At 69.6% G+C, this 26,341-nt stretch carries 31 protein-coding genes and 1 pseudogene; 16 read left to right on the plus strand and 16 right to left on the minus strand.

Annotated features, from left to right (window positions below; translation table 11 throughout):
• Positions 1–291 precede the first annotated feature (291 nt).
• On the plus strand, positions 292–438 hold the full coding sequence (locus ACZ7IB_RS11900; protein WP_470911696.1) for a hypothetical protein: 147 nt from the start codon (positions 292–294) through the stop codon (positions 436–438).
• A 76-nt stretch (positions 439–514) separates the two neighbouring features.
• Here the strand turns inward: ACZ7IB_RS11900 and ACZ7IB_RS11905 are convergent, their stop codons facing one another.
• The 5 genes and pseudogenes from ACZ7IB_RS11905 to ACZ7IB_RS11925 form a co-directional block, all read right to left on the minus strand.
• On the minus strand, positions 515–727 hold the full coding sequence (locus tag ACZ7IB_RS11905) for a DUF397 domain-containing protein (RefSeq protein WP_470911698.1): 213 nt from the start codon (positions 725–727) through the stop codon (positions 515–517).
• A pseudogene (locus tag ACZ7IB_RS11910) lies at positions 724–1,107 on the minus strand (DUF5753 domain-containing protein); the annotation flags it as partial. The gene ACZ7IB_RS11905 and the pseudogene ACZ7IB_RS11910, both read right to left, overlap by 4 nt.
• Positions 1,068–1,190, minus strand: a complete 123-nt coding sequence (locus ACZ7IB_RS11915) for a hypothetical protein (RefSeq protein WP_470911876.1) — start codon at positions 1,188–1,190, stop codon at positions 1,068–1,070. The pseudogene ACZ7IB_RS11910 and the gene ACZ7IB_RS11915, both read right to left, overlap by 40 nt.
• A 384-nt stretch (positions 1,191–1,574) precedes the next feature.
• Positions 1,575–1,892: a hypothetical protein gene (locus tag ACZ7IB_RS11920; RefSeq protein ID WP_470911700.1), complete on the minus strand. Its 318-nt coding sequence runs from the start codon at positions 1,890–1,892 to the stop codon at positions 1,575–1,577.
• 45 nt (positions 1,893–1,937) lie between these two features.
• The gene (locus ACZ7IB_RS11925; protein WP_470911703.1) at positions 1,938–2,222 is read right to left on the minus strand and encodes a GntR family transcriptional regulator; all 285 of its coding nucleotides are present in this window, start codon (positions 2,220–2,222) and stop codon (positions 1,938–1,940) included.
• 168 nt (positions 2,223–2,390) lie between these two features.
• On the opposite strand from ACZ7IB_RS11925, the gene ACZ7IB_RS11930 reads away from it, so the two are divergent.
• Together ACZ7IB_RS11930 and ACZ7IB_RS11935 are read left to right on the plus strand one after the other, a co-directional pair.
• Positions 2,391–2,750: a hypothetical protein gene (locus ACZ7IB_RS11930; protein ID WP_470911704.1), complete on the plus strand. Its 360-nt coding sequence runs from the start codon at positions 2,391–2,393 to the stop codon at positions 2,748–2,750.
• The gene (locus ACZ7IB_RS11935; RefSeq protein ID WP_470911706.1) at positions 2,750–3,133 is read left to right on the plus strand and encodes a hypothetical protein; all 384 of its coding nucleotides are present in this window, start codon (positions 2,750–2,752) and stop codon (positions 3,131–3,133) included. Before ACZ7IB_RS11930 ends, ACZ7IB_RS11935 begins: the two co-directional genes overlap by 1 nt.
• Before the next feature lie 295 nt (positions 3,134–3,428).
• Here ACZ7IB_RS11935 and ACZ7IB_RS11940 read toward each other — a convergent pair whose 3' ends face one another.
• From ACZ7IB_RS11940 to ACZ7IB_RS11955, 4 genes are all read right to left on the minus strand, one after another.
• Positions 3,429–3,833, minus strand: coding sequence for a hypothetical protein (locus ACZ7IB_RS11940; RefSeq protein WP_470911708.1), 405 nt, complete (start codon positions 3,831–3,833; stop codon positions 3,429–3,431).
• A gap of 204 nt (positions 3,834–4,037) precedes the next feature.
• On the minus strand, positions 4,038–4,181 hold the full coding sequence (locus tag ACZ7IB_RS11945) for a hypothetical protein (RefSeq protein WP_470911710.1): 144 nt from the start codon (positions 4,179–4,181) through the stop codon (positions 4,038–4,040).
• A 452-nt stretch (positions 4,182–4,633) separates the two neighbouring features.
• Entirely contained in the window at positions 4,634–4,885 is a 252-nt protein-coding gene (locus tag ACZ7IB_RS11950) for a hypothetical protein (protein ID WP_470911711.1), read from the minus strand.
• A 267-nt stretch (positions 4,886–5,152) separates the two neighbouring features.
• Positions 5,153–5,500, minus strand: coding sequence for a LuxR C-terminal-related transcriptional regulator (locus ACZ7IB_RS11955; RefSeq protein ID WP_470911713.1), 348 nt, complete (start codon positions 5,498–5,500; stop codon positions 5,153–5,155).
• Positions 5,501–5,734: 234 nt separating this feature from the next.
• Between ACZ7IB_RS11955 and ACZ7IB_RS11960 the strand changes: the two genes are divergently transcribed.
• The gene (locus ACZ7IB_RS11960; protein WP_470911714.1) at positions 5,735–6,691 is read left to right on the plus strand and encodes a TIGR01777 family oxidoreductase; all 957 of its coding nucleotides are present in this window, start codon (positions 5,735–5,737) and stop codon (positions 6,689–6,691) included.
• Positions 6,692–7,018: 327 nt separating this feature from the next.
• Positions 7,019–7,561 (plus strand): DUF4232 domain-containing protein, encoded by a 543-nt coding sequence (locus ACZ7IB_RS11965; protein ID WP_470911715.1) that lies wholly within the window; start codon positions 7,019–7,021, stop codon positions 7,559–7,561.
• Positions 7,562–7,928: 367 nt separating this feature from the next.
• On the opposite strand, the gene ACZ7IB_RS11970 is transcribed toward ACZ7IB_RS11965, so the two are convergent.
• Positions 7,929–8,282, minus strand: coding sequence for a beta/gamma crystallin domain-containing protein (locus ACZ7IB_RS11970; protein ID WP_470911868.1), 354 nt, complete (start codon positions 8,280–8,282; stop codon positions 7,929–7,931).
• Between the two features lie 518 nt (positions 8,283–8,800).
• Between ACZ7IB_RS11970 and ACZ7IB_RS11975 the strand changes: the two genes are divergently transcribed.
• The 5 genes from ACZ7IB_RS11975 (at position 8,801) to ACZ7IB_RS11995 (ending at position 13,207) form a co-directional block, all read left to right on the plus strand.
• Positions 8,801–9,364, plus strand: a complete 564-nt coding sequence (locus tag ACZ7IB_RS11975; RefSeq protein WP_470911716.1) for an RNA polymerase sigma factor — start codon at positions 8,801–8,803, stop codon at positions 9,362–9,364.
• A complete protein-coding gene (locus tag ACZ7IB_RS11980) occupies positions 9,361–10,509 on the plus strand; it encodes a CU044_5270 family protein (RefSeq protein ID WP_470911719.1) in 1,149 nt (382 codons plus the stop codon). The genes ACZ7IB_RS11975 and ACZ7IB_RS11980 overlap by 4 nt, the downstream gene beginning before the upstream one ends.
• A 232-nt stretch (positions 10,510–10,741) precedes the next feature.
• Positions 10,742–10,876 (plus strand): hypothetical protein, encoded by a 135-nt coding sequence (locus ACZ7IB_RS11985; RefSeq protein WP_470911722.1) that lies wholly within the window; start codon positions 10,742–10,744, stop codon positions 10,874–10,876.
• A gap of 307 nt (positions 10,877–11,183) precedes the next feature.
• Positions 11,184–11,969 (plus strand): SAM-dependent methyltransferase, encoded by a 786-nt coding sequence (locus ACZ7IB_RS11990; RefSeq protein ID WP_470911725.1) that lies wholly within the window; start codon positions 11,184–11,186, stop codon positions 11,967–11,969.
• An 86-nt stretch (positions 11,970–12,055) separates the two neighbouring features.
• Positions 12,056–13,207 carry a serine hydrolase domain-containing protein gene (locus ACZ7IB_RS11995; RefSeq protein WP_470911728.1) on the plus strand — a complete coding sequence of 384 codons (1,152 nt, stop codon included), beginning with the start codon at positions 12,056–12,058 and terminating at the stop codon, positions 13,205–13,207.
• 21 nt (positions 13,208–13,228) lie between these two features.
• Here the strand turns inward: ACZ7IB_RS11995 and ACZ7IB_RS12000 are convergent, their stop codons facing one another.
• Positions 13,229–13,708 carry a GNAT family N-acetyltransferase gene (locus ACZ7IB_RS12000; RefSeq protein WP_470911730.1) on the minus strand — a complete coding sequence of 160 codons (480 nt, stop codon included), beginning with the start codon at positions 13,706–13,708 and terminating at the stop codon, positions 13,229–13,231.
• 50 nt (positions 13,709–13,758) lie between these two features.
• On the opposite strand from ACZ7IB_RS12000, the gene ACZ7IB_RS12005 reads away from it, so the two are divergent.
• Positions 13,759–14,574, plus strand: coding sequence for an exodeoxyribonuclease III (locus ACZ7IB_RS12005; RefSeq protein WP_470911733.1), 816 nt, complete (start codon positions 13,759–13,761; stop codon positions 14,572–14,574).
• Positions 14,575–14,643: 69 nt separating this feature from the next.
• Here the strand turns inward: ACZ7IB_RS12005 and ACZ7IB_RS12010 are convergent, their stop codons facing one another.
• A complete protein-coding gene (locus ACZ7IB_RS12010; protein ID WP_470911870.1) occupies positions 14,644–15,294 on the minus strand; it encodes a MerR family transcriptional regulator in 651 nt (216 codons plus the stop codon).
• Between the two features lie 168 nt (positions 15,295–15,462).
• Between ACZ7IB_RS12010 and ACZ7IB_RS12015 the strand changes: the two genes are divergently transcribed.
• The 4 genes from ACZ7IB_RS12015 to ACZ7IB_RS12030 all read left to right on the plus strand — a co-directional run bounded on the left by ACZ7IB_RS12015 (position 15,463) and on the right by ACZ7IB_RS12030 (position 19,151).
• Entirely contained in the window at positions 15,463–16,986 is a 1,524-nt protein-coding gene (locus ACZ7IB_RS12015) for a flavin-containing monooxygenase (protein ID WP_470911735.1), read from the plus strand.
• A complete protein-coding gene (locus ACZ7IB_RS12020; RefSeq protein WP_470911738.1) occupies positions 16,983–17,933 on the plus strand; it encodes an alpha/beta fold hydrolase in 951 nt (316 codons plus the stop codon). Before ACZ7IB_RS12015 ends, ACZ7IB_RS12020 begins: the two co-directional genes overlap by 4 nt.
• Positions 17,930–18,823, plus strand: a complete 894-nt coding sequence (locus ACZ7IB_RS12025; RefSeq protein WP_470911740.1) for an SDR family oxidoreductase — start codon at positions 17,930–17,932, stop codon at positions 18,821–18,823. The genes ACZ7IB_RS12020 and ACZ7IB_RS12025 overlap by 4 nt, the downstream gene beginning before the upstream one ends.
• Before the next feature lie 85 nt (positions 18,824–18,908).
• Positions 18,909–19,151: a hypothetical protein gene (locus ACZ7IB_RS12030; RefSeq protein ID WP_470911744.1), complete on the plus strand. Its 243-nt coding sequence runs from the start codon at positions 18,909–18,911 to the stop codon at positions 19,149–19,151.
• Positions 19,152–19,651: 500 nt separating this feature from the next.
• On the opposite strand, the gene ACZ7IB_RS12035 is transcribed toward ACZ7IB_RS12030, so the two are convergent.
• Both ACZ7IB_RS12035 and ACZ7IB_RS12040 read right to left on the minus strand, forming a co-directional pair.
• On the minus strand, positions 19,652–20,683 hold the full coding sequence (locus tag ACZ7IB_RS12035) for a threonine/serine dehydratase (protein WP_470911748.1): 1,032 nt from the start codon (positions 20,681–20,683) through the stop codon (positions 19,652–19,654).
• Between the two features lie 259 nt (positions 20,684–20,942).
• On the minus strand, positions 20,943–21,416 hold the full coding sequence (locus tag ACZ7IB_RS12040) for a MarR family winged helix-turn-helix transcriptional regulator (RefSeq protein WP_470911751.1): 474 nt from the start codon (positions 21,414–21,416) through the stop codon (positions 20,943–20,945).
• Between the two features lie 57 nt (positions 21,417–21,473).
• On the opposite strand from ACZ7IB_RS12040, the gene ACZ7IB_RS12045 reads away from it, so the two are divergent.
• On the plus strand, positions 21,474–22,250 hold the full coding sequence (locus ACZ7IB_RS12045; RefSeq protein ID WP_470911753.1) for an alpha/beta fold hydrolase: 777 nt from the start codon (positions 21,474–21,476) through the stop codon (positions 22,248–22,250).
• A 70-nt stretch (positions 22,251–22,320) separates the two neighbouring features.
• Here ACZ7IB_RS12045 and ACZ7IB_RS12050 read toward each other — a convergent pair whose 3' ends face one another.
• Positions 22,321–22,722 (minus strand): DUF8189 domain-containing protein, encoded by a 402-nt coding sequence (locus ACZ7IB_RS12050; RefSeq protein ID WP_398631032.1) that lies wholly within the window; start codon positions 22,720–22,722, stop codon positions 22,321–22,323.
• Positions 22,723–22,980: 258 nt separating this feature from the next.
• Positions 22,981–26,271 (minus strand): S41 family peptidase, encoded by a 3,291-nt coding sequence (locus ACZ7IB_RS12055; RefSeq protein WP_470911756.1) that lies wholly within the window; start codon positions 26,269–26,271, stop codon positions 22,981–22,983.
• Positions 26,272–26,341 lie beyond the last annotated feature (70 nt).

Below are 26,341 nucleotides of genomic sequence, written 5' to 3' on the forward strand. Positions count from 1 at the left end.
CGACCCGGTCGTCCCGTGAGCGGCTTCGTCGCCGGACCCGGTCGGACGCGACTTCACCGACGTCGAGGCATCAAGCTGGTCTCGGACATCACCTACCTCCCCATGCTGGCTGGCTGGTGATATTTGGCCTTGGTCCTCGACCTGACCACGCGCGAGGTGGTCGGGTGCAGGATGGCCGAGCACCACCGTGCGAGATGGTTGTGGACGCGCTGAAGATGGCTGCCGACCGCGGTGGCCGTATGAGTGTGACCTCCGGGGCAGGCGGCCGTCGCCGACCCGGATGTACGCGAGGTGGCGCGCGTCAACGACGAGGCGAACTTCGGTGAAGTCTTCGATGAGGTCTTCGTCAACAAGGTGGAGGAGCGCGTGGGCCTCATCACTGACCTCGGCAAGCGGTGCCGGATGATCCGCGAGGAGGGCGTGGACGACGCGGCCTGACGGCCGAGGGTCCGTACGCACGCGTGGGACCTGCCGCCAGTGGTGCGCGGCAGGTCCCACGGGGGTTGCGTACGGCTCAGGCCGAACGGTCGGCGGCAAGCCCGACGAACCCAGCCCAGGCTTGGGGGGCGACGGCCAGGATCGGGCCACCGGGGACCTTGGAGTCCCTGATGTGTACGGAGTCGGTGGCGGCGGCGACCTCGACGCACTCACCGCCGTCACCAGTGCTGTAGCTGCTCTTGAGCCAAGCCGTCTCCGGCACGGTCAACTCGCCTTGGTGAACGGTCATTTCTCTCCCAGCGTCTTCTCAATGAACTCTTCCGACTCACGCGGAGTGAGCGCCTGCGATCGGATGATGCCATTGCGCGCTTCGAGCTCTCGGATCCTTGCCTGACCGGTGTACAGGCGGCTGTCGCCCTGGACCTCGGCGTAGGCAACACGCTGCGCCTGATCTGTTTCGATCAGCGTGAATGGACCGCCGAGCGCCGCGTGATCCTCTCGCTCTGTCGGCATCACCTGAATCTCGACATTGCGCTTCCGTCCGACGAGAAGCAAGTGCTCCCACTGGCCGTGCAGGACCGGCCAACCCCCGATGGGCCGCCGTAGGGCCGACTCCTCGATGACGAAGCTCAGCAAGGGCGCAGGGCGGCGGTCCGTGCCTTCTTCCCGGCCGGGGTGAGTCCGTGGCCGTGATGAGCACTCTTGCCGACGTCCAGGCCGAGGAACACGCCCACGTCTTCGGTATCGAACATCGCGCCCCTCCAGGCGAGTTGAACGTGCCGGCCTCGGCAGTGGTGTCGTACGCGCGCATCCACGCTATGCAGACCTGCCGCCCGCGAGCTGTCCAGCATTGCGCCGGACTGGGCAGTGGCCGGACCTCTCATCAGCGTCTCCGACGGCACCTCCCGGGCCCGGTGACACCACCCCCCAGGTCATCCGTTCGACAGGGGGACACAGTCATGCCGGGCCCGGAGGCCAGCGGCCCTCTTGCAGGACCGCGAAGAACATAACGGGGAGTGGTCGACCCCGGTCTGGATTGGCATGAGTAGTGATTGCAGCCCCGCGAGCGGGCCGGTGACCGCCCCGCCGGCCCCCAGGAGGGGTGAGGTCTTCGACGGCCGGGCCGACGGGGTCGTTCAGTGCCGCGGTGCCGAGTTCAGGACATCGCGCTTGGCCAGCGTCTTCGCTCCGGCTCCGGTGAGCGTGACCTTGCCGGAGTGAACGGTGTCCAGTTGCTCGACCTGCTTGCCGTACCACTCAATGGCGGTCAGCAAGAACCCTGGCGTGGCCGCGCCCGGGCCGACTACGGAACCCGGGTGCTGGAACACCATGCCCAGCCGTGCCGTCCCCTCAACGCAGCGGACCACGCACACGGCCACGTCGTCCGCCGAGTCGGTAACGCCCGGCGTCACGGACTCGTTGGATTCGATGCTCAGGGCTGCTTTCTCCGGCACGTCGGTGTGCCTCCTCGACGAAGTGCGCGATCTGTTCGGGGGCCGTCAGGCGGGGGTTCCGTCTTTGGCGGGCGGCTGTTTCACGACGAACGAGCCCTTGCCACGCACGGTGATGATGAGGCCGCGTTCGCGGAGTTCCTGCGCAGCGCGCCGGGCGGTGAGCCGCGCAACGCCGTACTCGTCGGCGAGGTGGTTCTCCGAAGGGATCGGCCTGTCAGGCGCCAGCTCGCCGGAACTGATCTTGGCGGCGATGGTGTCGGCCAACTGCATGTAGAGCGGTTTCGCGCTCATGGGGTCCAGGGCTGTCTCTACAGCGTCCGCATCGCTCATACCCCCAACGTAGAGAGCGGTCGCCCTGCACGCTCGGGTGAATCCCTCTGTACTTGTATGTAGAGGGCTATAGCCGGATGTAGTCTTCTTGGTGGAAGAGAGCGAAGACCCCGGCAAGGTGGACTAGACCTCCCGGGGCATGGCCAACGCTGAGTTAGGAGCGTCGACGTGTACGACTTTATCCGCCGGATCACTGCATGGCTGCTGAGGCTGGTCCTCGGCCCTTGTGCCGGCCGCCACCGTGCCGGTACCGCCCCCGCGCACCCCGAAACCGCCCCCGCCCCCGCCCCGACCCGCCGTCCCGGCACACCCCGCCCCCGCCTCACCGCCCACCTTCCTGCCGCCCGCTCCCCCTACGGCCTGAACCACGCGCTCGACGGCGGGGCGAGCGCGCTGGTGCGCCCGTATCTCCTCGCCTCGGACCGGGAACGCGCACAGCGACGGCGGCGGATCGCCCTGGTGCTCGCCGCCGACTTCGGGCTGGACCTCGACCTGCATGTGGTCGGCGCGCAGGGGGTGGCGGCCTGATGGACGCCGTACCCAACCCCGCGCCCCCGCTCACCGCACCGGTCGCGCTCCCGCCCCGCCTGCTGCCCTGGCTGTCCCCCGAGGGCAAGCCCTGCTTCCTCGTCTCCGACGACGCGGGCAGCCATATTTCCCGGCTGGCCGACGAGATGGAGGCCGTGCAGCTGGAGATGGGGGCCGAGATCCTCGACCATGCCCGCACGGTGCTGGGGGACACCATGTCCCCGTACAGCGAGATCCGGTACGCCGGGGTCAGGCTCGCCGAATGCCTCAGCGACGCGATGCGGGTCGCCGAGTCCCGAGGGATGCGCCTGCCGTACGAACCCGACCGGGACGAGGGCACCACTGACGAGCACGCGTCCGAGGTCGGCACTTCGCCAGGCTGATGTGCCGGCGTCGAGCCACGAGTGGAGGCAGCGCAGTGTGGGCCATGCACCTGCGCGAGGACGGCTTCCGGCACAGGGGCTCGACGCCTTGCGGCAGATCAGACAGGATCAGGCCGACGTGGACGGTGGGGCAGAGGCCGCAGCTCTTGCCGCTCCCCACACGTCCGCGTCGGCAGCCGTGCCGCGCAGCCGAATCTCCTGCGTGTGATCTTCAGGTGCCGGCCTGCCGGTCACCAGCCACAGAACACGAAACGGTCCGCCGACTCCGTCAACAGACCGTCACGAGAGTTCGAGGCTAGAACTTGCCGTAGTAGCCGGTCAGATCAGCCTCGGGGCAGGCGACCGAACCGATCAGGCACTTGGCGTTCGAGTACTTCCGGGTGTAGACGTTGGTGACCTTGCCGCCGTCGTAGATGTAGATGTGGTGGTTGGGCATCAGGCGGTGCTTGCCGGAGCGGATGGTGTAGTTCCCGCTCGTGGTCAGGTTGATGGTGAAGGCCCCGTCGATGGCCCCCTTGACGCTGCCCAGACCCTTGCAGAAGGGATTGGTGGCGTGCAGGGACATCCGCACGTCCACGTAACTGCTGCCGGAGCCCAGCTTCTTGGCCGACATGTCCTTGGTGGTGGCGGTCTTGGTGGCGACCTTCTTGCCGGTCTTCTTCACGTAGACGTTGGTGGAGTGGATGTCCTTGTTGGCCACCACCTTCTTGGTCTTCCACGTGACTGTGGCGTGCAGGGCGGTGCGGTACTTGCTCGACTTCCAGTCGAAATGGCTGCGTCCGTCGCCGCCGAACTGGAATTTGCTGCCGTAGTCACAACCCGCCAGGGGAGCGTCGATCTTTTTCTGCGGGATGAAGGCGATCCAGGAGAGGGTGGACGTCTTGGCAACGCCTGCGGCGGCTGCTCAGGAAACCGCCTGCTCGCGCAGAGCCGTCAGCGATCCGGAGACCGGGACGGACACCTTCATCCCCCACAGCCGTGTCTGTGGGTCACCGTTCTCCGGCAGCATCGGTGCGACCTGGTAGTGGTAATCGGCGCCCGGTGCCACGTTCGTGTCGCGCGGAAGGAGGTGACCCCTGCGTCCGGACGGGCCACCTCCTTGCCGTCGCGGGTGACCATGTAGCGGGCGTCTTTCGCATACCCCTTCCACGACAGCTCCACGAAGGACTTGCCGGCTGCAGCGGTGATCCCCTCGCGGGCCGAGGAACGGTCGACGACAGCGGTCTCTCCCGAAGCCGCCCGCATGACGCCGAACCCCTGGGCTGCCAGCATCCTGCCCTCGACGCTGTTCGCGCCGACGCCGGACACGTCGTAATGAATGTCATGCTCATGACAGCCGAGAGGATTTGCGCCGTGTGAAATGCAGAGCGCCGAAACGGTACGGGGTGTCCTGCGTGTACGCGGCGTCAAGGGATGTCGGCCGTGCCGCGGAGGCACGACCGAAGGGCACTCTCGGGCAGGCCGCAATGGGGGCCCGCAGGCGCGGAGTTCGTCAGGCGCTCAGACAGCGGTGAGGAAGATCGGGTAGAGCACGCTCAGGGATCCGGTGGCGAGGCCGATGGTGCACTGGCCTCGGTTGAGCTTGCGGGCCAGGCCGAGGAGCGCGAAGGTGACGGCGAGGCTGCCGAACAGAAGCGGGATCGCGATCCCGGTGAAGCCGGCGAACACTGCGGCGATCAGAGCAATGGTACCGAGGACGAGTGAGGCGGGCCCGTAGAGAGTCGCGGGGCTGTCTTCGGATCCGGTGGCCATGTCGTGCTCCTCGCTGCGGCGTGTCGGCCTCTCTGACACGCAGGTATGAGATCCCTGCATTTTCATCATGGCGGTTCTGGTCGTCCCGGATCCGCACCTCACGGGGAACGCCTATGAGATCAAGCTCACGCGCAGGTGTGTTGCTGTCGGCTTCCCCGATGCCCGCACGTGCCTCGGTCACGGCCGCCCGACGGGCGGTGCCCAACGGGGCATCCGTCCGACAGGCCGCGCCCGGCCCCGGGTCAGAGGGTCGGGCGTGGCCTGCGCTCACGCGGCAGGCGCCTTCAGGGTGCCGGGCGGCAGCGCGGAGTGTCGGCACGGACAGGACGGATCGACGCAGAGCGCGCTGTGGGAGAGCGCGGACAGTACTGCAACCTGCAGCCCAGTCTCCTGCCCCAGTTTCTCCGCTATGCGAGCGATATGTTCCTTCACCGTCCGCTCCGCGATGCCGAGCTCACTCGCCAGCTGCCGGTTGCCCAACCCTGTGCCCAGCGGGAGAAGGACTTCCTTCTCCCGATCCGTCGGCTCCTTGAGTCGTCCGGTCGCGCCCACCGGGGCGATTCCGGTTCGCCGGTAGGCGCAGGCCGCATCCGCTGCATCGGACCGTTTGGACATGCTGGCCCCTTCTGATGCCGCTGTTCCCAGCAGAGCCCCGTGCTCTGGGCGCGGCGGCAATCGGGCCCCAACCTATCCCCCGCTACCGACGGGAGCACGCCAGTAACGCGGGACGCGGGACCCTCAAAGGCGGTGTTCCGAAAGGTGATTCAGGTCGACCTGGCCGCCACTCCCAGGAATTGAACATGTTCGATTTTGAGGTAGGGTCGCCCTCGAGTGGAGTGGGAGGGCTGGATGAAGATCGTGATTCCCGGGGGAACCGGGCAGGTGGGTACTGTCCTGAACCGCGCGCTGACCGCGGCCGGGCACGAGGTCGTCGTGCTGACCAGGCGGCCGGTGAGGCCGGGTGAGGTCCACTGGGACGGCAGGACCCCGGGGCCGTGGGCCGAGGCGATCGATGGCAGCGACGTCGTGGTCAACCTGGCGGGCCGCAGCGTGAGTTGCCGCTATACCGCCGCCAATCTCCAGGCCATGATGGACTCGCGGGTGCTCTCCACCCGCGTCGTGGGCGAGGCGATCGGCGCCGCGGCACACCCTCCGCGGGTCTGGCTCCAGATGAGCACCGCCACCATCTACACCCACCGCTTCGACGCGCCCAACGACGAGGGCACCGGCGTGATCGGCGGAGCGGAACCCACCGTGCCTGGCTACTGGTCCTACAGCGTGGACATCGCCAGGGCCTGGGAGCGGGAACAGGAACAGGCCGGCACTCCGCACACCCGCAAGGTGGCCCTGCGCTCCGCCATGGTGATGAGCCCCGACCGGGGCGGCGTCTTCGACGTCCTGTCGTGGTTGGCCCGCCTCGGTCTCGGCGGCCCGGTCGCGGGTGGCACACAGTACGTGTCGTGGATCCACGACCACGACTTCGCCCGCGCGGTCGAGTTCCTGGTCGACCGGGACGATCTCGCCGGCCCGGTGAACCTGGCCGCCCCCGAGCCCCTTCCGCACCGCGCGATCATGCGCGCCCTACGTACCGCGTGGCGTGCACCGGTGGGCCTGCCCGCGATGCGATGGATGGCCGAAGTGGGCGCCTTCGCGCTGCGCTCGGACACGGAACTGCTGCTGAAGAGCCGACGTGTCGTCCCCGGCCGGCTGCTCGAGGCGGGCTTCACCTTCGCATACCCGAGGTGGCCGGAGGCGGCCCACGACCTGGCGCGGCGCCGACGGGGCCCGCAGGATCCGCCTGTCTGATCCAGGGCCCCGGCGCCTGTGGCGGCGGTGTGCCCGACGGGCTGCCTCTGTGCGCCCATGTCCGTGGCCGACGTCGCACGCTGCCATCGGTCCCGCTGTGCTGGACCGGACGCCGAGCGAGGTCGCGGGCCGTTGCGGTGTCCTCCCTACGACGCTGCAACGGCCCGCACCGCATGAGTTCTTGTACGCGGCCACAGTTGGGAGCCTGGGTGTCGGAAAAAGGTTCTCCGGCACACCGAACCTCCCCCGGGCCTTGCACATCTTCAGGTGCGTAGGCGCGCACTGACTTCGCGCGCCGATTCGTATGCGAGGGGAACCCGAAACTTCATGAAGAGCAAGCTGACCGCCGTGGCCCTTGCGGCCGTCGTCGTCGCCGGCACTGCCGCTACCGCCATCCCAGCCTCGGCCGCCCCCGCCAAGGCCGAGCCGACCCGCTGCCACACCGCCGACCTGAAGGCCGGCTTCGCCATGGGGGATGACGCGAAGCCGGAGATGGAGCAGACCGAGAAGCAGACCCAGGCGTACATCTGGTTCACCAACCAGAGCGAGCGCACCTGCACCCTGTCCGGCTTCGCCGGTGTCGACATGATCGGCGCTCAGACGACCGACGGCACCTGGTCGCTGGCGCGCTCCTCCAAGAAGCCCGAAAAGATGATCCTGAAGCAGGGCGACACGGTGGACTTCAGCATCAACCTGCTCCCGGTGGCCAAGTCCACGCCGCAGAAGGAGAAGTTCGTTCCGGCGAAGTTCCTGGTCACCCCGCCGAACGAGACGGAGCACTTCACCCTGACGTGGCCGTTTGGCGGCCAGATCCTCAAGCAGGACGGCGCCACCCACCCGGCCACCTACCTCAACCCGGTCGGGCTGTAACCAACTGGACAGCCTCTGAGCTTCCCTTCAGCGTCGCGGTGGCCACCGCAGGACTCCCGGAATGAGTTGAAGCCTCCGGGTGGTGCGGTGGCCACGTCTGACACGCGGCACGCCCGGCCTTCTCGCCGGGGCCTGGAGGTTGTGTTTCCGGCACCAGATCTCCTGAAAGGGCCATCAGCCCGCCGACGGGCCGACAGCGGCAGACCGGCGATACGCCGAAGCTCCGGCGATTCGGGGCGACTTGGGGGTCGCCCCGTTCGACCGGAGCTTCGTTGCGTTCATGACGGGCCGGCACGGACTTCTCGCCCTGCCACGGCCTGTGGACTCATCGCCCACCGGGACTCCGAAACGTCCCCGGGAGAATTCCTTACAGGATTTCGATGGCGTTGACCTTCGGCACGTTCCGATACTTGATGTTACTCCACCGGGGGATTTTCACCACATCACCATTGGCGTCGTAGTACTTCACATCGTTGTTCCCCGTCGAGATCTGGTCGACCCACCACCCGCCGAAGTCGGTCTTCCCGCCGTTCGCATAGCAGTCCACGCTGTCACGACCGCTGCCGTTGTGCGACCAGATCTTCAAGAAACCCGCGTCGGGGTCACAGGTGACGTGGTCGATGGCGGACGCCGTTCCGGCCGGCCCGGCCAGGGTGAACGCGACGGCCGTGGCAAGCGCCGCTGCCATGGTGCGCGCAACATTCATCGTTCTCGAAATCATATTTTTCCCCTTCAGTCGAAATGCCGAACCGGAAAGCCACTTCGTCATTGCGAGCGCATCGGCATTGAACGAGCATCTTAGGGAACCAGCCATCCATGCCCGGAGATCCCGATGGGAAATCACCTGAACGAGATTCTCCGACCATATGCACCCGGACTCGACGCGGCCATGAATTGCGATTGCAGGCAAAAACATACGGTTTTAATACGTCGAACATCCAGCCTCGATCATTCATGAGGGGCCGTCAGCCCGCTGACGGCCCCTTTTGCCCGGCTGGAGCTGCGGCCCGGGCCGCGCCTCGGTTGAGCAAGGCCGCGCGTCCGCCGCCGGGGCGAGGGCGCCGAGGCTTCCGGGGTACGTCCGGGGCCCCGGCACCTGCGGCGGCGGTGCGCCCGAGCCCCCTGATGTGACGTACGCCTCGTCTCTCGGGCGTGTTTCCTGGCATGCCGCTGTAACGATCAGCCCGTTCGGCCCACTACTCAACGACAGAGCACACCAGGAGGGACAGGAGGTGGGCAGTGCCCGATTACGACGAAGATCGTTTCACCGCCATCTACGACGGCTGCCGGCAACGCGTGTGGGCCTACGTGGTCAGTCGTGCGGGACGGCAGGTCGCCGATGAGGTGGTGAACGAAGCGTTCACCGTGGCTTGGCGCAAGCTGGACGACGTTCCCGAGCCGCCGCTGCCATGGCTGCTCGGGGTTGCCCGCAACATCCTGCGGGACAGCATCCGGGCGGAGGCCAGGCGCGCGTCGTTCGCCGCAGAGCTGCGCTCCTGGGCGGAACCCGCCGAGGCGGACATTGCCGAGGAGGTATCCGAGCGAAGCGCGCTGCTCAAGGCGCTGGCCACGCTGCCGGAGGACGATCGGGAACTGCTGATCCTTTCCGGGTGGCAGGGCCTGACCCCGGCGCAGGCGGCCGCGGTGGTCGGCTGCTCGCCCATCACCCTGCGAGTCCGTCTGCACCGGGCGCGCAAACGTCTCACCCAGGCCGCGTCGGCCTCCCCGCTCATGGAGGAGGCCGCAGCCGCGCGGCGCGTGCCCACCCGAGCCCGGATCACCGTAGGAAAGGAAGCCCGGTGAAGAACGACATCCTGCACCGCCTGACAGCCGCCCGCCCCGCCCACCTCGACCCCGACCGCCCCACGCCGTCGCCGGTTCGGGAAGAGGAGCTCGCAACGGTCATGACCCGTCCGCGCGCGACGCGCAGGGCTCGCGCCACCGCCCAGCCGCGGAGGGTGGGCCGCCCTCTCGTCTCGGGTCTCGCCCTGGCCACGGCGATGGCGGCGGCGGCTGTGCTGATCACTGACACCGTGCCGGAGAAGCCAGGACCTGCGCCCTCCGCGACATCGGGCTCCGGCAGCCAGGTGCTTCTCGCTGCCGCCTCCCACGTCAGCCAGCAACCGGCCGGCTCCGGCACCTACTGGTACGTGGAGGAACACCTCGGTTCCCTCCACAAGGTCCCCGGCAAGAACTACACCGTCGACGTCCTCAGCGAACGGCGGTACTGGACGGCCGCCGCCAAGAACAAGCAGTGGTCGCAGATCCTGGACCCGGGGGCCCGCCCGGCCACGAAAGCCGACGAGGCGGCATGGAAGGCGGACGGTTCCCCCACGTCGTGGAACCTGACGGGTGAGACCGTCACCTACGCCGGCAGGGGCGAGATCCAACACGACGCCCCCGGCGGAAGCGCGGACATCCAAAAGATGGGCGACCTCCCTCTCCGCCTCCTGGTAACGCTCCCCACCGATGAACAGGCCCTCCGCAAGCGCCTGTTCGCCCTGGTCGACAAGGACTACAACGCCCCCGAGAAAATCCTCGACCGGATCGTCGTCGACACAGCCGTCCAACTCGCCACGACCCTCCCGTCCACCCCGGCCCTGCGCGCCGCCGCCTACCGCCTCCTCGCCGCCGAACCCGGCGTGCGCTCCCTCGGCGACGTCAAAGACCACACAGGCCGCACCGGCTACGCCGTCGCCCTCCCCGGCCCCTACGAGCAAGCCCCCGAACTCCGCCTGATCTTCGACAAGTCCACGGGCATGCCGCTCGGCACCGAGACGGTCGCCACCCGGAGCGGTGACGGTGTGAGCAAGGGCGAGCTGCAGGACTACACGACGATCACGTCGATGAAGTGGACCGAGGAGGCACCGCCGTTCGACACCGACACCAAGGACCCGGGCCCGGGTTCCGCTCCGGTCGAAGAGCCGGATGCCGAGGCGGTTCGCTGAGGCTGTTTTCGTCGGCGAGCTCGCCGACGACACATCGGAGCTGCACATCGCGGACCGGCTGAGAGCCTGTCGCGCACGCCGTGGCGCGGATGCCTGTGGTTCCGCGACTCGTTCGGTACTTGGGCGTTCGCCGAAAAGGTGCCGCCGAAGGCATATTCGGGCGCGCGTCAACGACGAGGCGAACTTCGGTGAAGTCTTCGACGAGGTCTTCGCCAACAAGGTGGAGGAGCGCGTGGGTCTCATCACTGACCTCAGCAAGCGGTACTTCGCCCCGGACAAGGGCTTCCGGTCCTTCCTCAACCGCAGCGCCCGCCGCGCGGCGTGGCGGATGATCCGCCGTGAGGAGGGCGTGGACGACGTGGCCTGACGGCCGGGGTCCGGACGCACTCGTGGGACCTGCCGCCAGTGGTGCGCGGCAGGTCCCACGGGGGTTGCCTACGGCTCAGGCCGAACGGTCGGCGGCAAGCCCGACGAACCCGGCCCAGGCTTGAGGGGCGACGGTCAGGATCGGGCCAGCAGTCGTCGACAGTTCCCCGGCGCCGAGGGCGGGACGGTGCGGGCGGGGCCAACTACGCTGGCACTGCTCGCCCGTTCCGTGGGTCCTGCCGGGGGGTGCTCCCATGCCGGGCCGGGTTCTCAGCTGCTCGTGATTTCCCCGTACGGAGGAGTGTCCTGTGACGGCCGGAACGCCCAAGCCCCAGATCGACACCAGCAAGCCCCACCCCGCACGCGTCTACGACTGGCTGCTGGGCGGCAAGGACAACTATCCGGTCGACCAGCAGGTGGGGGAGACGCTGCCCGAGGAGGCGCGGGGCAACGCGGCGCGGAACCGGGCCTTCATGCACCGGGCCTCCGCCTGGCTGGCGCTGGGCGGGGTCGACCAGTTCCTCGACATCGGCACCGGTATCCCCACGGCACCCAATCTGCACCAGGTCGTCCAGGCCATCACACCGGCCGCCCGGATCGTCTACGCGGACAACGACCCGATAGTCCTGCGCCACGCGGAAGCGTTGCTGATCAGCAGCCCACAGGGTGCCACCGACTACATCCACGCGGATGTGCGGCAGCCGAAGGCGATCCTCGAACACGCCCGTGAGCGGCTGGACTTCAGCAGGCCCATCGCGCTGTCCCTGATCGCCCTGATGCACTTCCTGCCTGACGACCAGGACCCGTACGGCATCACCCGCACCCTGGTCGACGCCCTGCCCGCGGGCAGCTTCCTGGTGCTCTCGCACGGCACGGCAGACCAGCATCCCGAGCTCCAGCAGGAGACCGAGACCGCGTACAGGAAGGGGGCGATCCCGCTGCGGATGCGTACCCGAAGCGAGGTCGAGCCCTTCTTCGACGGCCTGGACCTCGTCGAGCCCGGGCTGGTGTTCGCCACGGAGTGGTACCAGGAGGAGCCCGCGCCGGTGCGGGAACGCAGCGGCTTCTACGTGGGTGTCGGGCGGGTGCGCTGAGCCGGGGGGAGTGACGTCCGGGACCGATGAGTCCGGGGGCGGTGCGGCAGTCCTGCTTCTGAGCACACCAGCGAGAGGGTGGACCGATGAGCAATCTGCACGACCTCCTGGAGAAGCATGTCGGCGGCGGGGCGGCGCCGGGAGCCGTGGGCCTGGTCGCCCGTGGTGACCGGGTCGAGGTGACGGCGGTCGGCTCCGCCGATGCGGACGGCACGGTCCCGATGGCCAGGGACTCGATCTTCCGCATCGCATCCATCACCAAGCCCGTCATCGCCGCGGCCGTCATGATGCTGATCGAGGACGGCCGGATCGCGCTGGACGACCCGGTCGGGCAGTGGCTGCCGGAACTGGCGGCACCTGAGGTGGTCCGCACCCCGGCCTCCCCGGTCGACGACGTGGTCCCGGCTGTCAGGGCGATCACGGTGGCCGATCTGCTCACCTTCCGGGCCGGGTGCGGATTCCCGTCCGACTTCTCGCTACCGGTGGTCGGACTGCTGTTCAGCGAGCTGAGACAAGGACCGCCGCAGCCCCGGCTCATCGAGGCGCCGGACGCGTGGATGGTCACCCTGTCCCGCATTCCGCTGCTGCACCAGCCGGGCGAGACCTGGCTGTACAACACCTGCTCCGACATCCTGGGCGTGCTGATCGCCAGGGTCTCGGGCCGGCCGTTGCCCGAGTTCCTGGCCGAGCGACTGTTCGCGCCGCTGGGCATGGCCGACACCGGTTTCGCGGTACCGGCCGACAAACTCGACCGGTTCACCAGTTACTACCGGACCGACCCGGAGGGCGGCGGTCTCCAACTGGTCGACGCGCCCGACGGGCAGTGGAGCAGCGTGCCGGCGTTTCCGTCCGGTGCCGGCGGACTGGTCTCGACCGTGGACGACTGGTACTCCTTCGCCCGGATGCTGCTCGCCGAGGGCAGTGCCGACGGACGCCGGCTGCTGTCGGCCGAGTCGGTGCGTCAGATGACCACCGACCATCTGACGCAGGCGCAGCGCGACGACAGCACGCTGTTCCTGGAGGGGCAGGGCTGGGGCTTCGGCGGCTCGGTCGATGTCGAGGCCATCGACCCCTGGAACGTACCGGGACGCTACGGCTGGGTGGGCGGCACCGGAACGACGGCGCACCTCACGCCGTCCACCGGAACGGTCACCGTCCTGCTCACTCAGCTGGAAATGGCCGGACCGACCCCGCCCGCGGTGATGCGGGAGTTCTGGCGGTATGCGGCCGGGGCCTGAGGCCCGGGGCGGTGAGACCTGCTATTGCAGCGGTTTCGCGAAGCAGATGCTGTTCTCGTACGTGCGGTAGTAGCCGAATTTCTCGCATGGGGTGTAACCGCTGGACGTGTACAGCGCGATCGCCTCGGGCTGCTTGTCCCCGGTCTCCAGCACCATGCGACTACGGCCCGCCGCCCGCGCGTCGGCTTCCAGGGCGGCCAGGATGCGGCGCGCCAGCCCGTTGCCGCGGCCCTCGGGTATGACGAACATCCGCTTGATCTCGGCGTCGCCGTCGGAGTAGCCCTCGTCGTTCCGCTCCTGGGAGCGCCAGCCACCGGTGGCGACCGGGCGGCGCTGCGCATCGTAGGCGAGGAGATACAGACCGTTCGGCGGCTCGAACATCGACGCGTCGAGCGGTGTGACATCGCCCTCGTCGCCGTATCGCTCGGCGTATTCGAGCTGCACCTGGTCGTTGAGTTTGACGGCATCGGCGTGATCGAAGGGGCGAGAGTGGATATTCATTCGGAATATGGTACAGGTATGCGTCCACTGGGTGTCGGTATCGTGCCGTAATGCTCACTGTGACCAGCGTCAATGTAAATGGGCTCCGCGCCGCCGCCAAGAAGGGCTTCGTCGAGTGGCTTGCCCGGACCGAAGCCGATGTGATCTGCCTGCAGGAGGTGCGGGCCGAGCCGCAGCAGCTGCCCGACGAGGTGTGCGATCCCGAGGGCTGGCACACCGTGCACGCACCGGCCGCCGCCAAGGGGCGAGCCGGTGTCTCCCTCTATACGCGGCGGGCGCCCGAGCGTGTGCAGATCGGGTTCGGCGGCTTCGGGGATGCCGGGAGCGAGGAGTTCGACGCGAGCGGCCGCTACATCGAGGTAGACCTGCCCGGCGTCACGGTCGCGAGCCTGTATCTGCCCTCAGGTGAGGTCGGCACGGAGAAGCAGGACGAGAAGGAACGGTTCATGGCCGCGTTCCTCCCGTATCTGAAGGGCCTCAGGAAGCGGGCGGCGGCCGGCGGTCGTGAGGTCGTGGTGTGCGGCGACTGGAACATCGCCCACCAGGAGGCCGACCTGAAGAACTGGAAGGGCAACAAGAAGAACTCCGGCTTCCTCCCCGAGGAGCGGGAGTGGCTGACCCGGGTCTTCGACGAGGCCGAGTACGTCGATGTCGTGCGGGCGCTGCATCCGGAGGAGGAGGGGCCGTACTCGTGGTGGTCCTACCGCGGGCGGGCCTTCGACAACGACACGGGCTGGCGGATCGACTACCAGGTGGCGACGCCGGGGCTGGCCGGACGTGCGGTGAAGGGCTGGGTCGAGCGGGCCGCGACGCACGGCGAGCGGTGGAGCGACCATGCGCCGGTGACGGTGGTCTTCGACCTGTAGGGCGTGCGGGGCGCGGAATGGTCGGGGGTCCTCCGTCAGGTGTGTTCAGGGGGCCCTTGGCCCGTCCTGTCAGGAGGCGGGTCCCCGCGGCGGGCGGTCGGTGTTCTCGCGGCGCAGGCGGCGGTCCAGGGCCATGGAGAGCTCGGCGTCCACCACCGCGCGGGCCAGCGGGCGCAGTTGGGGCGGCTCCATTTCGTCGCTGTGGGCTTCGAAGGCGCTCACGAAGAGTTCGGCGAGTGCGTCCGCGTGCTCGCGGACCCGGCGGGCGGCCGAGAGCACCGTGGCGAGCGGCACCCCTTCCCGTACCAGCTCAGCCGACACCTCCAGGAGACGTCGGCTGATGTGGACGATCTCGTCGCCGTCGGTGGCCAGATAGCCCAGGTCGAGGGCGGCGGCCAGATTCTCCGGGGTGACCTCGCCCTCGAAGTGGTCCGCGAGCTGTTCCGGAGTGAGGCGGACCGGGGTCTCCTCGGTCGGTTCGCCCAGGCCCAGCACCTCGGCGACATCGCGGCCGCTCTCGAAGGTGCGGGCGAGATCGGCGATGCCGGTGAGGGTGTGGCCGCGCTCCAGCAGGCCTGCGATGGTGCGCAACCGGGCCAGGTGGTGGTCGTCGTACCAGGTGATGCGCCCCTCGCGGCGGGGTGGCGAGATCAGGCCGCGCTCCCGGTAGAAGCGCACGGTCCGCACGGGGATGCCGGCCTCCTTCGCCAGCTCCTCCATCCGGTATTCACGGTGCTCGCGTCCTTCAGTCACACCCGCACCCTATGTTGTACCGCCGGTAACTTTCCCTCGTCGCGACCCTACCCATCGGTACGGAGCTGCTCTACTCTCCCAACAATGCCAGTGATTGCTGGCAGAGTCGTGTGACGTACCGCGGGAGGCGGCAGCATGGCCCAGCACGAGCACGTACGAGTGGCGGTGATCGGATCCGGATTCGGGGGCCTCGGGGCCGCGGTCCGGCTGCGCCGCGAAGGCATCACGGACTTCGTCGTCCTGGAACGGGCCGACTCCGTCGGCGGCACCTGGCGCGACAACAGCTATCCGGGCTGCGCCTGCGACGTACCGTCCCATCTCTACTCGTTCTCGTTCGCCCCCAACCCCGAGTGGCCGCGCACCTTTTCCGGGCGGGAACACATCCGTGCCTACCTGGAGCATGTCGCGGACACCTTCGGGCTGCGTCCGCACATCAGGCTGGGCCATGAAGTGATGATGGTGCGTTGGGAGCGCGACGAACTCCGCTGGGTCATCGAGACCGCGGGCGGGGCCACGTTCACCGCCGATGTCGTCGTCTCCGCGACCGGCCCGCTCTCCGACCCGAAGATGCCGGACATACCCGGGCTCGACGGCTTCCCCGGCCAGGTCTTCCACTCGGCCCGCTGGGACCACGACTACGACCTGACCGGCAAGCGCGTCGCGATGATCGGCACCGGAGCCTCCGCCATCCAGATCGTGCCCTCGATCCAGCCGAAGGCCGCCAAGCTGACGCTCTTCCAGCGCACCCCGCCGTGGGTCATGCCGCGCATGGACCGCAGGATCAGCGGCGCCGAGCGCCGGCTGCACCGCACGCTCCCCTTCACCGGTACCGCGCGCCGCGGACTGCTCTGGGGCATAAGGGAGTTGCAGGTCAGTGCCTTCACCAAACACCCGAACGAGCTGGGCCTGGTCGAGAAGATAGCCAAGTCCAACATGGCGCGGTCCATCAAGGACCCGGCACTGCGGGCCAAGCTGACCCCCTCGTACCGCATCGGCTGCAAGCGCATCCTGCTCTCCAGTGCCTACTACCCGGCGCTCGCCCAGCCCAACGTGGAGGTGGTCGCCTCCGGTCTGGCCGAGGTGCGCGGCTCCACCGTCGTCGCCGCCGACGGCACGGAGGCCGAGGTCGACGCGATCATCTTCGGCACCGGCTTCCGTGTGACGGACATGCCGATCGCCGACCGGGTCGTCGGCGCGGAGGGCATCACGCTCGCCGAGTCCTGGAAAGACGGCATGCAGGCGCTGCGCGGTGCGAGCGCGTCCGGCTTCCCCAACTTGATGACGATCATCGGCCCCAACACGGGGCTCGGGAACTCCTCGATGATCCTCGTGATCGAGTCCCAGCTGAACTACATGGCCGACTATCTGCGCCAGCTGAACGTGCTGGGCGGCCGTGTCGCACTCGACGCGCGGGCCTCGGCGGTCGGGGCCTGGAACCACCGGGTGCAGGAGCGGATGAAGCGCACCGTGTGGAACACCGGCGGCTGCAACAGCTGGTACCTGGACGCCAACGGTCGCAACACGACGGTCTGGCCGGGCACCACCTCCGAATTCCGCAAGGTGACGCGGTCGGTCGACCTCGCGGAGTACGAGGTCGTTCGGGTACCGAAGCAGGCCGCTGCCTCCGAGCGGTCCGTCGTCGAGGAGATCGTGGGATGAGCCGGCTGCTGCGGCGCGACGACGCCCCGCCGGTCCCCGCGCGCGAACTGACCGCGATCTCCGCCGACGGCGCCCGGATCCATGTCGAGGTGCACGGGCAGGACGGCGCCCCCGCGGTGGTCCTGTCGCACGGCTGGACCTGCAACACCCATTTCTGGGCCGCGCAGATCCGGGACCTCGCGGTGGACCACCGAGTCGTCGTCTACGACCAGCGGGGCCACGGCCGTTCGCCCGCGGCCGGCCGCGACGGGTACAGCACGAACGCCCTCGCCGACGACCTCGAAGCGGTGCTGGCCACCGCCCTCGAACCGGACGAGAGGGCCGTGCTCGCCGGGCACTCCATGGGCGGGATGACGATGATGGCCGCCTCGCGGCGGGCCGGGCTGCGTGAGCACGCGGCCGCCGTACTGCTGTGCAGCACCGGCAGTTCGCGACTGATCAACGAGTCGTTGGTGGTGCCGTTGCGGGCCGGGGCCGTCCGCACTCGGACGACCCGCGCGATTCTCGGGGCGCGTGCCCCGCTCGGGCCGGTCACGCCGGTCTCCAGGCGGATACTCAAGTACGGCACGATGGGAGCGGGTTCGGCACCCGAACGGGTCGAGTTCTGCGCCAGGATCGTGCACGCGTGCCCGCGGGCGGCCAGAGTCGCCTGGGGGCATGTTCTCGCGGAGCTCGATCTCGACTCGGGAGTACGGGAGTTGCGGGTACCCACGGCGGTGATCGCGGGTACGGAGGACCGGCTGACGCCGCTCGTGCACGCCCGTGCCATCGCGGCGGCGTTGCCCGACTGCCTGGGGCTCACCGAGCTGGCGGGCATGGGTCACATGACACCGGTGGAGGCGCCGGAGGCGGTCACCGCGAAGATCCGGGAGCTCGTCACCGCGTACGTCCCGGTGGGCGGCGCGGACGGTGTGGACGGTACGGCCGAGAAGGAGGATGTCGCATGAGCGACAGGCGGAGTCTCGAAGGACAGGTCGTCGTCGTCACGGGCGCGGCGCGTGGCGTGGGTGAACTGCTGGCACGCAAGCTCTCGGCGCGCGGCGCCAAGCTCGCGCTGGTCGGCCTGGAGCCGGACGAGCTGAAGAAGGTCTCCGAGCGGCTGCACTCGGACAGCGACCACTGGTACGCGGACGTCACCGACCACGAGGCGATGGCCCGCGTCGCCCAGGAGGTCAAGGAACGGTTCGGGAAGGTCGACGTCGTCGTCGCCAACGCCGGAGTCGCCTCCGGCGGACTGTTCGTCGACTCGGACCCCGAGGCCTGGCGGCGGGTCATCGAGGTCAACCTGATCGGTGGCGCGGTGACCGGGCGGGCGTTCCTGCCGGTACTCATGGAGAGCCGTGGGTACTTCCTCCAGATCGCCTCGCTCGCGGCGATGACGCCCGCGCCGATGATGACCGCGTACTGCGCGTCCAAGTCGGGTGTGGAGGCGTTCGCGCACAGCCTGCGGGCCGAGGTCGGCTACCGCGGGGTGAAGGTCGGGGTCGGCTATCTGTCCTGGACCGACACGGACATGGTGCGGGGCGCCGACCAGGACGACGTGATGCGGGAACTGCGGCAGCGGCTGCCCTGGCCGTCGAACCGTACGTATCCGCTGGGCCCGGCGGTCGACCGGATCGTGGCCGGTATCGAGCGGCGGTCGGCGCATGTGTACGCGCAGTGGTGGCTGCGTGGGATGCAGTCCGTGCGGGGCTGTCTCCCCGCGGTGATCGGCGTCGTCGGACAGCGCGAGATGCGGCGGTTCGGGGCGCGGCTGGAGGGCGTGAGCAAGGGACTCGTGGGCGCGGGGGGCGCGGCGGACCGGGATGCGCGGGCGGTGCGTACGCAGAGTAAGTGATCGAAATGCGATGAATGTGGGGGCATGTAACTCTGGTCGAGGCCGTTACAGGCCGTCCCCCACGCACCCACTAGGAGTGAACAGCATGGGTATCGCAGACCAGTTCAAGGACAAGGCGCAGGAGCTCGCCGACCAGGCGAAGAAGAAGGCGAACGAGGGCCGCGGCGAGGGCCGGGAGCGGGCGCAGGGCGCGTCCCAGCGGGCCTCGAAGCCGGCCTCGAAGCCAGCCTCGAAGCCGGCCTCGAGGCCGGGCTCGAAGACGTCGCAGCAGGGCCGTGACAGGGTCCAGGACGCTGCGGACGACACCCGCGAGCGCTTCGACCGCTGACGCGATTCGCGACTCCGCGCGTTGTCTGGTGAGGGGCGTGCCCGGGTTTCCGGGTACGCCCCTTGCGCGTGGCGCGGATCAGGGCTTCCGGGCTCGGAGCGCCCGCCGCGAATCGCGGGGCGGACGTGTCGGAGTGGTGGACGGCCTGCCCCTGGGCGCCCGGGACATGGTCTGCCGCTGGGCGCCGGGGAACGGAAGGCCGGACGCTCGGGCGGATCGCGGCGTACGGCTCCCCGGCCCGCGCCGCGGAAGCGGGCGCAGGGGCGTCGGTGTCAGATGCCGGCCGTCTGCCTCTACTCGCCGGATCGCCTCGGCAGCCCACGAGTTGGGATGTTCCGTGGTCATGACCGGACCCTGCTGGAGCCGCGGCACCACGAGCGGACATCGGCCCGTGCGGACCCGCTGGAGAACGGGCAACACTCCTGGGATTTGCCGTAGAACCTGCCCCACGGCACGGTTCGTGACGCGGTGCGGGGTACGGCCGGGCCGGCGACCGGAGGTCAGCTCCCGGCCGGGTGCACCAGGTCGCTCGGGTCGGTGTTCGCCCCGCACAGCACGACGGCGACCCGCTCTCCGTTGCCCGGCCGGTAGCCGCGGCTCGGTGCCGCCGGCCCGGTCGGGAGGCCCGGGGCGGTGAGCGCGGCCAGTGCGGTGGCGGCGGCGTGTTCGACGGCGACGCGGCGGTGATCCCACAACTCCTGGCGGGCGCGGACGATTTCGCCGTCCGGTACCAGAACGGAGCGGACGTCGTCCCGGCGGGCGGCGTCCAGGGCCAGCACGGTGGCGCGGCGGGCGCCGAGGGCGTCGATGGCGACCGAGTCGACGGGGACGTCGACCGGGCGACCGGCCTCGATGGCGGCGTTCAGTGCCCGGCAGTTCTCCGGCTCGACGGCGACCGTGCGGATTCCGTGGTGCTGCGCGGCGGTGGCGACACCGGCGAACAGGCCGCCGCCGCCGACCGAGACCACCACGGTGTCCAGACCGGGGATCCGGGCGTGGATCTCCTCCAGCAGGGTGCCGGCCCCGGCGGCGATCAGCGGGTGGTCGTAGGCGTGGGCGGCGAGCGCGCCGGACGAGGCGGCGAACTCCTCACACGCTTCGAGGGCTTCGGCGTACTCGGCGCCGACCAGCCGCACGTCCGCCCCGAAGCTGCGGAGCTTGGCCACCTTCACCGCCGGGGCGACGGTCGGCAGGAACACCGTGGCGCGCACGCCCTGCTGCTGGGCGGCCCACGCGCAGGCCAGCCCGGCGTTGCCGCCGGAGGCGATGGTCACCCCCGCGTCCGGCAGGGTGCCGGCTTCGCGGTGGGCCTGGATGAAGTTCTGCGCGCCGCGCGCCTTGAAGGAGCCGGTGTGCTGCATGAACTCCAGCGCGAACCAGACCTCGCAGGGCTCCTCGGACCGGGCGTCGAGGGCGCCGCCCTCGGCTGTGCGGATCGTTCCCGGGTCGACGGGGGCGACGGCGACCGGGCGGACGTGCCCGGCAATCCGGTCGGTGGCGGCCTTGATGTCGTCGTACGTGAGCTGGTGCACGTCGTTTGCTCCTGCCGAGAGAGGATCGCGACCGGGCGACGAGCCGGCCGGCGGAACGGTTCGGGCCTCCGGACCCGGCAAGTACACCATGGCCACCGTCCCGGTCCCACGGTCCCGCCGGGCCTCACCGCGGACCGCGTCTTCCCAGGTCAGTTGGCTCGTGCGAAGAAGGACGGCGGTCTGCTTCGCACGGGCCGCCGGGTGGGGGTGCCGCAGGCCGTAGGGAAGCGGCCCGGCCACCGCTGGGCGGCCCGGCTCGTCAGTCGACGTCGTCGTCGCCCATGAGGTCGAGGAGGCGGGAGAGGACCCGGAGGCAGGCATCGACCTCGGTATCAGTGAGGTCGCCGCCCACCTGGCTCAGAATCGCGCGTTCGCGGTCGGTCACGGCCGTGATGGCGAGTCGGCCCTGTTCGGTCAGCCGGTTGAGGGAGGACCGTTTGTGGGCCGGATTGGGTGTGGACTCGACGAAACCCAGAGCGGTCGCGTCGTTGACCATGCGCTGCACGAACTGGCGGCTCAACGCCTGGGCCCGGCCCATCTCGGGAACGGTCATGGGCCCGTGCTCGCGGAGCAGGCTCAGCACGGCCCGCACTCCCACCGACAGCCCCTGGACGGACACGTCCTGCTCCACCTTGCGCTGGGTTCGCCGGTACAGCGGCCCCACCAGGTCGAACACCTCGGTCAGCCGGTCGATCTGCTCTTCGGACGCGCGGCTCCGGTCTGTCTCACTCACCTCACCATGATGACATCTGGGTTGTCATTCTGTCGCGACAATGACACCTTGGTTGTCATGAATGATCTGTTCTGGCTCGACACCGGCACCGGCCGTCCCCTCGTCCTGCTGCACGGCGGCTTCCTGGACCACGCGATGTGGGACGACCAGATCCCGTTCTTCGCTCCGCGGTACCGCGTCATCGCGCCGGACGCCCGCGGCCACGGACAGTCCGCCAACGCCGCCGCGCCGTTCCGGCACACCGACGATCTCGCCGCGCTGCTGCGCCACCTGGACACCGGTCCGGCGGTCCTGGTGGGCGTCTCCATGGGCGCCAGCGTCGCGGTCGACACCGCGCTGGAGCACCCGGAACTGGTCAGCGCCGTGGTCGTCAGCGGCGCCGGGACCAGCGAGCCGTACTTCACCGATCCCTGGACCACCGGCGCCTGGGCCGCGTGGCAGGCCGCAATGGCCGCCGGTGACCTGGACGCCTCGGTCGAGGCGTTCACGCTGTTCGCGGCGGGCCCGCACCACACTCTCGACGACCTCGACCCCGAGGCCGTCGGCCGCCTGCGCAGGATGACGCGGGGCACGTTGTCCAAGCACACCCCCGACGAGCCCAACTGGCTCGTCCCGATGACTGACACCTGGGATCGTGCCGCCGGGATCGACGTCCCCGTGTTGGCCATCAACGGCGCCCTCGACTCACCCGACCACATCGGTATGGCCGAACGCCTCATCCGCACCGTCCCCGACGGCCGCGCGATGTCGATCGAGGGCACCGCCCACTACCCCAACGTGGAACGCCCGGACGCCTTCAACGCGGCCCTCGAAGACTTCCTCCGCACGGTGTGACCGCGGCGGCCGAGGGCGGGAAAGGGAAGGGCCGGCGTCCCACGCATCTGCCGCCCGGTGCTCGCTCGGCTCAGGTCGGGTCGGGAAGGTGGGACCAGCCGGTCCAGTTGCCTCCGTAGTCACGCCAGTTGGCCCACAACCAGCCGTCGGATCCCTTGAGGACGAGGGCGAAGAGGTAGGGGTGCACCTGCTGCGTGCGGATGCCGACCGAGCTGTACCACTCTCCGCCCATGGACGTCCACGAGGTCCAACCCCCGGAGGAGTTTGTCCAGCGCGTCCACACGGCCCGGTCGGTACCGATCGCGAATTCCTGCTTCGTGCCGTCGGGGAGCGTCGTGGTGCTCACGCCGTACTCGCAGATGATCGTGCCGCCACCCACGTTGCAGTAGCTGACCGCCTGCGCCGGGGTGGTTGCCACGGCCATACCGGCGACGACGGCGGCCGTGAGGACAGCAGCCTTGATCCTCTTCATCCTGAATCCCTTGTTCGCTCGAACGCAACGCTTGTTTGCCGGGCCCGGCCCGGCCGTGAACCGGCCCGACCTGTCGGCGCTCCCACTCTCCAGCTCGCCGCTGACGTCCTGCTCACGTTCCGCTTACGTCCACGAACTACGGCTGCCCGCCCGGAGGTTCTTCGGGACGCTGCGGCGGGTCAGGACGCCTTGACGGCCTCGACGAACGGCGTCCAGGCGGACGCGGGGATGACGAGGTCCGTTCGGCACAGGGGCCGGTTACCGTGGCGGCAGGGGCGGACGCCGTCGGTCCGGGACCGACTCGTAGGTCGGAGGGGTCGCCGCCGGGTGTGCTTCCAGGAGGTCCAGGGCCACCCGCACCGCGTCGTCCAGTACCGCGTACCGGCCCTCGGCCCAGTCGAGCGGGGTGCGCAGGGCCTCCAGGTCCGGTTCGACGCCGTAGTTCTCCACCGACCAGCCGTACGCGTCGAACCAGGCCGCGTTCATCGGCACCGTGATCACCGTGCCGTCGCCCAACCGGTGCCGGCCGGTCATGCCGACCACGCCGCCCCACGTCCGCTGGCCCACCACCGGGCCCAGTTTCAGCAGGCGGAACACGGCGGTGATCATGTCGCCGTCGGAGGACGTCGCCTCGTCGGCCAGGGCGACCACCGGGCCCCGGGGGGCGTTGGAGGCGTAACTGACCGGCTGGGCGTTGCGCGTCAGGTCCCAGCCGAGGATCGTGCGGGTGAGTTTCTCGACCACCAACTCGCTGATGTGGCCGCCCGCGTTGCCGCGTACGTCGACGATCAGGGCCGGGCGGGAGACCTCCATGCGCAGGTCCCGGTTGAACTGGGCCCAGCCCGAGCCGCCCATGTCGGGGATGTGCAGATACCCGCACTTGCCGCCGCTCAACTTCCGTACGACTTCACGGCGTTTGGCCACCCAGTCCTGGTACCGCAGAGGCCGTTCGTCGACCAGCGGGACGATCGCGACCCGGCGGGAGTGGCCCTCACTGCCGGACGGGCGAAAGGTGAGTTCTACCGTGGTGCCGCCTGCTGCGGAGAGGAGGGGGTAGGGGCCCGTCACCGGGTCGACCGGGCGGCCGTCGATATGGGTGAGGACCGCGCCCTCCCGGATGCCCGTACCGGCCAGTGGGGAACGGGCCTTGGAGTCGGAGGAGTCACCGGGCAGGATGCGCCGGATCGTCCAGTCGCCGTCCCGGCACACCAGGTTCGCGCCGAGCATCCCGATCGCCCGCTGGTAGTGCGGCGGGCCCTCGTTGCGGCGGGCCGGTGCCACATACGCGTGCGAGGTGCCCAGTTCGCCCAGGACCTCGCGCATCAGATCGGCGAACTCGTCGGGGGAGGCGACCCGTTCGACCAGCGGGCGGTACTGGTCGAGCACGCCGTCCCAGTCGATGCCGCACATGTCCGGCTCCCAGAAGTACGAGCGGATGATGCGGCCGCCCTCCCCGTATGCCTGCCGCCACTCGGCCCCCGGGTCGACCTCGTGCAGGATGCGGCGCAGATCGATGTAGACCGTCGAGTCGCTGTCGCCGGTCTCGGCGGCGGGGACGGCGCGCAGCTCGCCCTCGTCCATGACGACCAGCCGCGTCGCGTCGCCGCTGACCGCGAACCAGTCCAGATGGCCGACGAGTTCGGTCTTCCTGGCCTTGGAGATGTTGAAGTGTTCGAGCGTGGGGCGACCCGACATGTCCGCCGGGTTGGCGAACGTCTCGCCGAGCGCGCCCGAGATCGGCCAGCGCAGCCAGACGAGCCCGCCGCCACTGACCGGATGAAGGGCCGAGTACTTCGACGCGGAGACCGGGAACGGTGTCACCCGGTTCTCCAGGCCCTCGAACTCGACCGTGACCGTGGACGGCCCCTCACCCGTACCGGGCTCGACGACGACGTCGTCGGCCGGGTCGAGACCGCCCGCCGCCGGGCGGCCCTCCGGCGACAGGGCGAACGGGGAGGGCGTGGCCGAGGAGAGCGGCACCAGGTACGGGCGGCAGCCCAGCGGGAAGGAAAGGTCCCCGGTGTGGACGTCGTACACCGGGTCGAAGCCACGCCAGGAGAGGAAGGCGAGGTAGCGTCCGTCGCCCGTGAAGACGGGATTCTCGTCCTCGAAGCGGCCGTTGGTGACATCGACGATCACCGGGGCGCCGGACCCCAGGATGCGCGCCAGTTTGATCTGCCGCAGCGAACGGCCGATCCCGGGGTGCGACCAGGTCAGCCAGGCGCCGTCCGGTGAGAACGCCATGTCCCGGACCGGGCCGTTGACGGAGCGGATCAGTTCGGTGGGTTCGCCGGTGGACTCCTCGTCCGTGTCCAGGAGCAGCAGCCGCCCGTCGTTCGTGGCGATCGCCAGGCGCTCGCCGTCCGGGTCGGCGATCAGCTCCTGGACCCTGCCGACCTGTCCGGAGGCCAGCCGGCGCGGCTCGCGGTCGCCGCTGGCGCGCGGCAGGTAGGCGATCTCGATCGCGTCCTCGCCGTCCGCGTCCGTGACGTAGGCGACCTGGCCGCCGCTGCCGAGCATCTCGGGCAGCCGGACCCGGACCCCCGGGGTGCCGGAGATCGTCCGGGCGGGGCCGTCGCGGTGGGTGAGCCAGTACAGGCTGCCGCGTACGGAGACGGCGCTGGCCCGGCCCGTCTCGTCCACGGACAGCGAGTCGACATTGCTGGCGGCCGGCACCTGGTACGTACGCCGTCCGGCACGCGGACCGCCGAGCCGTACCTCCAGCTTCCGCGGCACGGCGTCCGGTGACTCCAGGTCGTCCACCAGCCACACATCGCCCGCGCACTGGTAGACGACCCGGCTGCCGTCGCTGGACGCGTGCCGGGCGTAGAAGGCGTCGTGATCCGTGTGGCGGCGCAGATCGCTGCCGTCGGGCAGGCAGGAGTACAGATTGCCGACGCCCTCGTGGTCGGAGAGGAACGCGATCCGGCCGCCGACGAACATGGGGGAGTCGAGGTGGCCGCCGATGTCCGGCAGCAGCCGCTTGCCGTGCAGCCACAGCCGCCCCATGGCGCCGCCCCGGTACCGCTTCCAGGAGGCCGGTTCGTGCGGTGGTTTGCCGGTGAGCAGCAGAGTGCGCCGCTCGCCGTCGATGTCGGCGACCGCGATGTCGGAGACCGGCCCCCAGGGCAGCTTGCCGCCGGGGCTTCCGTCCGTGGGGAGGCCGTAGGCCCAGGAGACGTACGAGAACGGCTGGTTGTGCGAGGACACGGCGAGGATCTGGGAGGCGTCGCCCGGATCGGGGGTCCAGCCGCAGACCCGGGCGTCCGTCGACCCCCAGTAGGTGAGCCGGCGCGCCGGGCCGCCTTCGACCGGCGCGAGATGGATCTCGGGGTCGAGGCTGCGCCAGGTCGTGTACGCGATACGACTCCCGTCGGGGGAGAACCGCGGGTGGCCGACTCTGGTCCGGTCGGCGGTCACCCGCCACGCGCGGCCGGGCCGCTGTCCCTCGGCGGCGAGGGGAGCGACCCAGAGGTCGTCCTCGGCCGCGAAGCAGAGCAGATCCTCGTGGAGGTGCGGGAAACGGAGATACGCGACGTCGTCACTCACCCTCCAATGCTTTCCGCGCTGGAGGGCCCCGGCAACTTGTGGTGCGGAACACAAGCGAAACGATTTCGTT

The organism is Streptomyces sp. NPDC037301, assembly GCF_055602785.1.

Excerpts from the sequence above, each read along its gene's own strand:
- ACZ7IB_RS12030 (WP_470911744.1), top strand. The coding sequence starts at position 18,909 with ATGGGTATCGCAGACCAGTTCAAGGACAAGGCGCAGGAGCTCGCCGAC.
- ACZ7IB_RS11915 (WP_470911876.1), bottom strand. The coding sequence starts at position 1,190 with ATGTTCGATACCGAAGACGTGGGCGTGTTCCTCGGCCTGGACGTCGGC.
- ACZ7IB_RS11925 (WP_470911703.1), bottom strand. The coding sequence starts at position 2,222 with ATGAGCGATGCGGACGCTGTAGAGACAGCCCTGGACCCCATGAGCGCG.
- ACZ7IB_RS12045 (WP_470911753.1), top strand. The coding sequence starts at position 21,474 with ATGAATGATCTGTTCTGGCTCGACACCGGCACCGGCCGTCCCCTCGTC.
- ACZ7IB_RS11950 (WP_470911711.1), bottom strand. The coding sequence starts at position 4,885 with ATGGCCACCGGATCCGAAGACAGCCCCGCGACTCTCTACGGGCCCGCC.
- ACZ7IB_RS12020 (WP_470911738.1), top strand. The coding sequence starts at position 16,983 with ATGAGCCGGCTGCTGCGGCGCGACGACGCCCCGCCGGTCCCCGCGCGC.
- ACZ7IB_RS11955 (WP_470911713.1), bottom strand. The coding sequence starts at position 5,500 with ATGTCCAAACGGTCCGATGCAGCGGATGCGGCCTGCGCCTACCGGCGA.
- ACZ7IB_RS11935 (WP_470911706.1), top strand. The coding sequence starts at position 2,750 with ATGGACGCCGTACCCAACCCCGCGCCCCCGCTCACCGCACCGGTCGCG.
- ACZ7IB_RS12000 (WP_470911730.1), bottom strand. The coding sequence starts at position 13,708 with ATGAATATCCACTCTCGCCCCTTCGATCACGCCGATGCCGTCAAACTC.
- ACZ7IB_RS12010 (WP_470911870.1), bottom strand. The coding sequence starts at position 15,294 with ATGGAGGAGCTGGCGAAGGAGGCCGGCATCCCCGTGCGGACCGTGCGC.
- ACZ7IB_RS12050 (WP_398631032.1), bottom strand. The coding sequence starts at position 22,722 with ATGAAGAGGATCAAGGCTGCTGTCCTCACGGCCGCCGTCGTCGCCGGT.
- ACZ7IB_RS11970 (WP_470911868.1), bottom strand. The coding sequence starts at position 8,282 with ATGATTTCGAGAACGATGAATGTTGCGCGCACCATGGCAGCGGCGCTT.
- ACZ7IB_RS11995 (WP_470911728.1), top strand. The coding sequence starts at position 12,056 with ATGAGCAATCTGCACGACCTCCTGGAGAAGCATGTCGGCGGCGGGGCG.
- ACZ7IB_RS11905 (WP_470911698.1), bottom strand. The coding sequence starts at position 727 with ATGACCGTTCACCAAGGCGAGTTGACCGTGCCGGAGACGGCTTGGCTC.
- ACZ7IB_RS12015 (WP_470911735.1), top strand. The coding sequence starts at position 15,463 with ATGGCCCAGCACGAGCACGTACGAGTGGCGGTGATCGGATCCGGATTC.
- ACZ7IB_RS11965 (WP_470911715.1), top strand. The coding sequence starts at position 7,019 with ATGAAGAGCAAGCTGACCGCCGTGGCCCTTGCGGCCGTCGTCGTCGCC.
- ACZ7IB_RS11960 (WP_470911714.1), top strand. The coding sequence starts at position 5,735 with ATGAAGATCGTGATTCCCGGGGGAACCGGGCAGGTGGGTACTGTCCTG.
- ACZ7IB_RS12025 (WP_470911740.1), top strand. The coding sequence starts at position 17,930 with ATGAGCGACAGGCGGAGTCTCGAAGGACAGGTCGTCGTCGTCACGGGC.
- ACZ7IB_RS12005 (WP_470911733.1), top strand. The coding sequence starts at position 13,759 with ATGCTCACTGTGACCAGCGTCAATGTAAATGGGCTCCGCGCCGCCGCC.